Genomic DNA, 4,661 nt, shown 5'->3' with positions numbered 1-4,661 from the left:
CGGGCCAGTGCTTCCACGGCCCACGGGGCGAGTTCGGCGGCCCACGGCCACACGCCCTTCCCTGCCACCACCGCCCAGGCGGCACGCGCCTGTCGCGCGGCGGTCTCCGTCTCCTGGCGGGCCAGGGCGAGGCGGATCAGGGCGCCGGCCGCCGTCGTGGCCAGGGGCACGGGGAGGTCCTCCCTGCCGAAGGTGCCGCGCTGGGACAGCCAGGACGCGGCCTCCCCCCAGTCGCCCTGGGCGAGGGCGAGCAGGCCGCGGACGACGTAGGCGTCGGAGGCGATGAGCGGCATGTCGGCGGTCGCGGCGACGAAGTCCTCGCACCGCCTGGCCAGGCCCGTCCACTGGCCGGTCCACCACTCCTGGAGCAGCTGGGCGCCCAGCGCGTTGTGCTCGAAGTAGGGCGCACCGCTGCGTGCGGACAGGTCGCGGCCCTCCGCGAGCAGGTCCCCCGCCCGTTCGTGCAGGCCGAGCCAGACGGCGGCGTCCGCGGCGTTGCACAGGCCGCGGGCCGCCTGCCCGGCGCGTGCGGGGTCGGTGGTCTTCCTGGGCAGGCTCCGCACCAGCTCCCAGGCGTCCGGTTCGGCGCAACTCGTCGCGAGGGCGACGCGGTTGGCGAGGACCGCCGTACGCATCGCGTCGTCGCCGCTCGCGTCCGCGGCGGCCATGGCCTTGACCAGCCACTCCCGGTGGTCGTCGAGGGAGTTGCCGGGCCAGAAGGGGCTGGACAGGGCGGCCATGGCGCGTGCGGCCAAGCCGGGGCGGACCTCGCGCAGTTCGGTGGCGGCGGTCTCCAGGGCCCGCCAGCCCTCGGGGTACCGGCCCATCTGGTTGCACAGCATCAGGCCCAGGTCGAGCCGGAGTTCGCCGCGTACGGCCGCGGGGAGGGACGCGTCCTGCACGATCTGCGCGAGGACCTCGACGGTCTGGTCCGAGCGCAGCCCGGTCACGGCGCTGCGGGCCAGCAGCGGGGCCAGCCGGGCGCGGACCTGGGGCGGGAGGCCGGGGGCGGCCAGCGTCCGTTCCAGGAGGGTGATGGCCTCCTGGTGCCGGCTGGCGGCCGCGGCCGACTCGGCGGCCTTCTCCACGGCGTTGATCCATCTGCGGCTGTCGCCGGCCGCCCTGTGGTGGTCGGCGACGGCGGCCCAGGGCACGGGCTGCCTGCGGGCCAGGGCTTTCGCCGCCCGCCCGTGGAGGTCCTGGCGTACGGGCCCGGGCAGGGAGGCGCGCACGGCCGGCGCCGCCAGCGGGACGGCGAACCCGTAGCGGTCCTCGCCGAGTTCCGCGAGGGCCGCGCCCTCCAGGGCCCGCAGCAGCGCGGTGTTCCCCGTCGCGGCTCCGAGCCCCGACACCGCGAGCAGTTCGTCGCGGCCGACGGGGCCGCCGAGGACGGCGGCCGCCCAGACCACCGGCCGGTGCTCGGGGGGCAGCGCGTGCGTACGGCCCAGCACCAGCTCCGCCAGCCGGGCCGGCGTACCGGCCGCCTCCACCTCGGCGGCCGTGCCGGTGAACGCCGGCCGCTGCTCCCGCAGTACGGCGAGGACGTCGACGACGACCCGGGGCACCCCGCCGGTCCGCTCGTGCAGCCTGCGCGCCGCCTCGGCCGAGCAGCCGTCACCCAGCGCCTGTACGGCGGCCCGGCGGACGCGTTCCTCGTCCCAGGGGGTCAGCCGGTGCCGGAGCACGGTCATCCGGGACGGGTACGCCATCGGCGCTGCGCCCAGGGGCAGGCCGGGTACGGACAGTTCCTCGGGCCGGTAGGTCACCGCGGCCGCGGAGCCCGGCCGCAGTCCCTCCAGCACCTGGCGCAGCCGCCGGAGTTCGTCCTCGTCCGCCCGGTGGACGTCGTCCACGAGCCACAGGGCCGGTATGTGTTCGTGTTCGTCCTCCTGCGGCGGCCCGCCGCCGGCTCCGCACCGCCACCAGCGCCGGGCCGTGTCCGCCGCCTCGGGCAGGCCGGCCAGTTCCTGGAGGAGGTGGCTCTTTCCCTCGCCGGCGGCGCCCTCGACGAACAGCAGCACCGGTTCGGCACGCTCGTCGGCGAGGACGCGCACCAGGGGCCACACAGCGGAACCCCGCGTAGCGTTCACGCCGTCATCCTCGCTCATCGCCGCACCGTACCAAGACGATCACCTGTTGGGCCCGGGCGTGTGGAAGAGCTCTCGGCGTCGAGGCGCACCGCGGAGCGCGCCCGGCCGACCGCTCAGGAGCGGCGCGGTGTGCCGTCCGGCTCGGGACAGCCGGGAACGGCATGCGCGGCTCGTTCCACACGCCCGTGCACGGGCCGGCCAACCGAGGCTGGGCAGATTCCCCGCAGTTGCCGCGCGGTCCTGCGAGTCCGGTGGGCCGACACCTGAAGCTAGGCGCCGGTCCGCGTCCCTGAACATCCGGAAAGCCGGATCCACGGATACTCAATCAACCTCCGGGCAGCGACCCACCGCACGACGCCCCGACGCCCCGGCCGCTTGTCAGCCGTCCGACGTCGTCGCCCTCGCCAGGGCCACTCCCCCGACGATCAGGCACAGCGCGGCGATACGGCCGAGGGAGACGGGCTCCCGGTGGACGAGGACCCCCAGGCTGATGGCGCCGGCCGCGCCGATGCCGGTGAACACCGCGTACGCCGTGCCGACGGGCAGGGTGCGCATCGCCAGTGACAGCAGGTAGACCGAGCCGGCCGCCAGCACGACGCAGACGAGCGTCGGCACCAGGCGGGTGAATCCGGCCGTGGGCCTGATGCTCTGCGACCAGGCGACCTCGACCAGGCCCGCCGCGACCAGCAGCAGCCAGCTCACAGCGTCCGTCCCAGCTCGCGGGCCGCGGCCAGGGCGGCCGTGCGGGACGCGTCGTGGGCCTCGCGACGGGCGGCGAGCGCGGGGTCGAGGCGGGAGTTGACCAGTTCGGTGCCGACGAAGGTCATCGCCTCCTGCGGCACGGCGAAGTGCCCGGCGAAGAAGTCCCGCAGATAGCGCTCGTGGTGGTCGTACGGCTGACGCGGGGTGCCCGGCCCGTACGCGCCGCCCCGCGCGTAGGCCACGACGAAGCGTCGTCCCGGCAGGGACATCTTCGGGAAGGTCACCTGGTCGATCCACGCCTTCAGCGACGCGGGCACGGAGAAGTTGTACATCGGGGCCGCGATCAGCACGACGTCGGCGGCGACGAGTTCGTCGAGCAGCGGCTCGACGATCTCCCAGGCTGCGGCCTGGGCGGGGGTGCGCACCGCCTCCCGGTAGCGGGCGATGTCGGTGATCCCGTGCTCCAGGACGTGGTCGCACAGCTCGGTCCACGCCTCGCCTATCTGCGGGACCGGGGTGAGGGCCAGATCGCGGTGGAGGTAGGTGCCGTCGGGGTGGGACGCACGCCAGGCACCGGCGACGGCGTCGCCGACCTCGCGGCTGAAGGAGGTGCGGCGGGCGCTGGTGTCGAGGTGCAGCAAGGTCGGGGCTGTGGTGGACACGGGTCTGGCTCCTGCCTGACGGGTTATCAACCGGACGGCGTGTCCGGTTGCGCGGTACGACCCTACCAACCGGACGCCGTGTCCGGTTATTCCGCGGGCTGTCGTAGGCTGTGGTCCGTGGAGACGAGGGAACGAGCCGACGCGGCACGCAACCGGGCGAAGGTGCTCTCCGCCGCGGCACGGCTCTTCGCCGCCGGGGATCCCCGCGCGGTGACGATGGAGGACATCGCCCGCGCCGCCGGCGTCGGCCGCGGCACGCTCTACCGCCGCTACCCGGACGTCGCCTCCGTCGCGGCGGCGCTCCTCGACGAGCACGAACGGCTCCTCCAGGGCGAGCTGCTGCGCGGCGACCCTCCGCTGGGCCCGGGCGCACCGCCCCGCGAGCGCCTGGCGGCGTTCTTCGCGGCCATGGTCGACCTGCTGGAGCAGCACGGGCATCTCGCCCTGGGGGCCGAGGCCGGGGCGAAGCGCTTCGCCGTCGGCGCGTACGGGTTCTGGCGCGCCCACGTCCTGGCACTCCTGCGGGAGGCGGGCGCCCCCGACCCCGAGTCCCTCGCGGACACCCTGCTGGCCTCCCTGGCACCGGAGGTCTACCTCCATCAGCGCGACCGGGGCGTGTCACCTGACCGACTCAAGGACGCGCTGACCCGACTCGCCTACGCGGCCACGCTCTGACGTGCGGGGCGGGGGGCCGACGGGGCGGTGACGCGGGGCGGTGGGACCGGCAGGGCCGGCGGCACTGGGGCGGATGGTGCCGGCGGACTCGACAGGGCGGTGTCGGCGTGACCGGCGGGATGGTGGCGCGGGGCCCGGTGGGGCGGTGCGTGGGGGTCAGGTGTCGGCGAGTGCCTCGGTGCCGCCCAGGCCCGTCAGGGCGCCGACCGGGTCGAGGTCGGGGGTGCCGCGGGGCCACCAGTCGTCGCGGCCCGGCTCGGACTCGTAGGCGTACCACAGGCCCGTGCGGCCGAGGCGGAGCTGGAGATGGGCCGCGGGGTGGGTGAGGTGGTTGCGCCAGGGGCGGAAGGCAGGGAGGTCGGCCGCGAGCAGCAGCGGCCGGGCGCGGTCGAAACGGCCGGCCGGCGGGTCCCAGGGCTCCTCCAGGACCGCGAGGCCGTCGAGGCCGCCCTGCCGCCAGGCGGCCACCGCGCGCGCCAGCTCGGACGTGCCGCGGCCGGCGGCCCGGGCCAGGGACGAGTACAGCGCGCGG

4 protein-coding genes and 1 pseudogene are annotated in these 4,661 nt (G+C 75.8%); 1 reads left to right on the top strand and 4 read right to left on the bottom strand.

Annotated elements, in window-relative coordinates; genetic code table 11:
* The 3 genes from GTW67_RS14565 to GTW67_RS14555 all read right to left on the bottom strand — a co-directional run.
* The coding region (locus tag GTW67_RS14565; protein WP_202437234.1) for an ATP-binding protein at positions 1 to 2,108 on the bottom strand (2,108 nt) is incomplete at its 3' end.
* A gap of 360 nt (positions 2,109 to 2,468) precedes the next feature.
* Positions 2,469 to 2,792 (bottom strand): SMR family transporter, encoded by a 324-nt coding sequence (locus GTW67_RS14560; protein ID WP_161165242.1) that lies wholly within the window; start codon positions 2,790 to 2,792, stop codon positions 2,469 to 2,471.
* Positions 2,789 to 3,454 carry an NAD(P)H-dependent oxidoreductase gene (locus tag GTW67_RS14555; protein WP_161165241.1) on the bottom strand — a complete coding sequence of 222 codons (666 nt, stop codon included), beginning with the start codon at positions 3,452 to 3,454 and terminating at the stop codon, positions 2,789 to 2,791. Before GTW67_RS14555 ends, GTW67_RS14560 begins: the two co-directional genes overlap by 4 nt.
* A gap of 117 nt (positions 3,455 to 3,571) precedes the next feature.
* Between GTW67_RS14555 and GTW67_RS14550 the strand changes: the two genes are divergently transcribed.
* On the top strand, positions 3,572 to 4,129 hold the full coding sequence (locus GTW67_RS14550; RefSeq protein ID WP_161165240.1) for a TetR family transcriptional regulator: 558 nt from the start codon (positions 3,572 to 3,574) through the stop codon (positions 4,127 to 4,129).
* A 156-nt stretch (positions 4,130 to 4,285) separates the two neighbouring features.
* Here the strand turns inward: GTW67_RS14550 and GTW67_RS14545 are convergent.
* Positions 4,286 to 4,661 (bottom strand): annotated as a pseudogene (locus GTW67_RS14545) (SWIM zinc finger family protein); the annotation flags it as partial.

This window comes from Streptomyces sp. SID5910, from assembly GCF_009862125.1.
GTDB lineage: Bacteria > Actinomycetota > Actinomycetes > Streptomycetales > Streptomycetaceae > Streptomyces.
The sequence above is the reverse complement of the archived record's forward strand: the minus strand, read 5'-3'. Positions and strand labels throughout refer to the sequence as shown.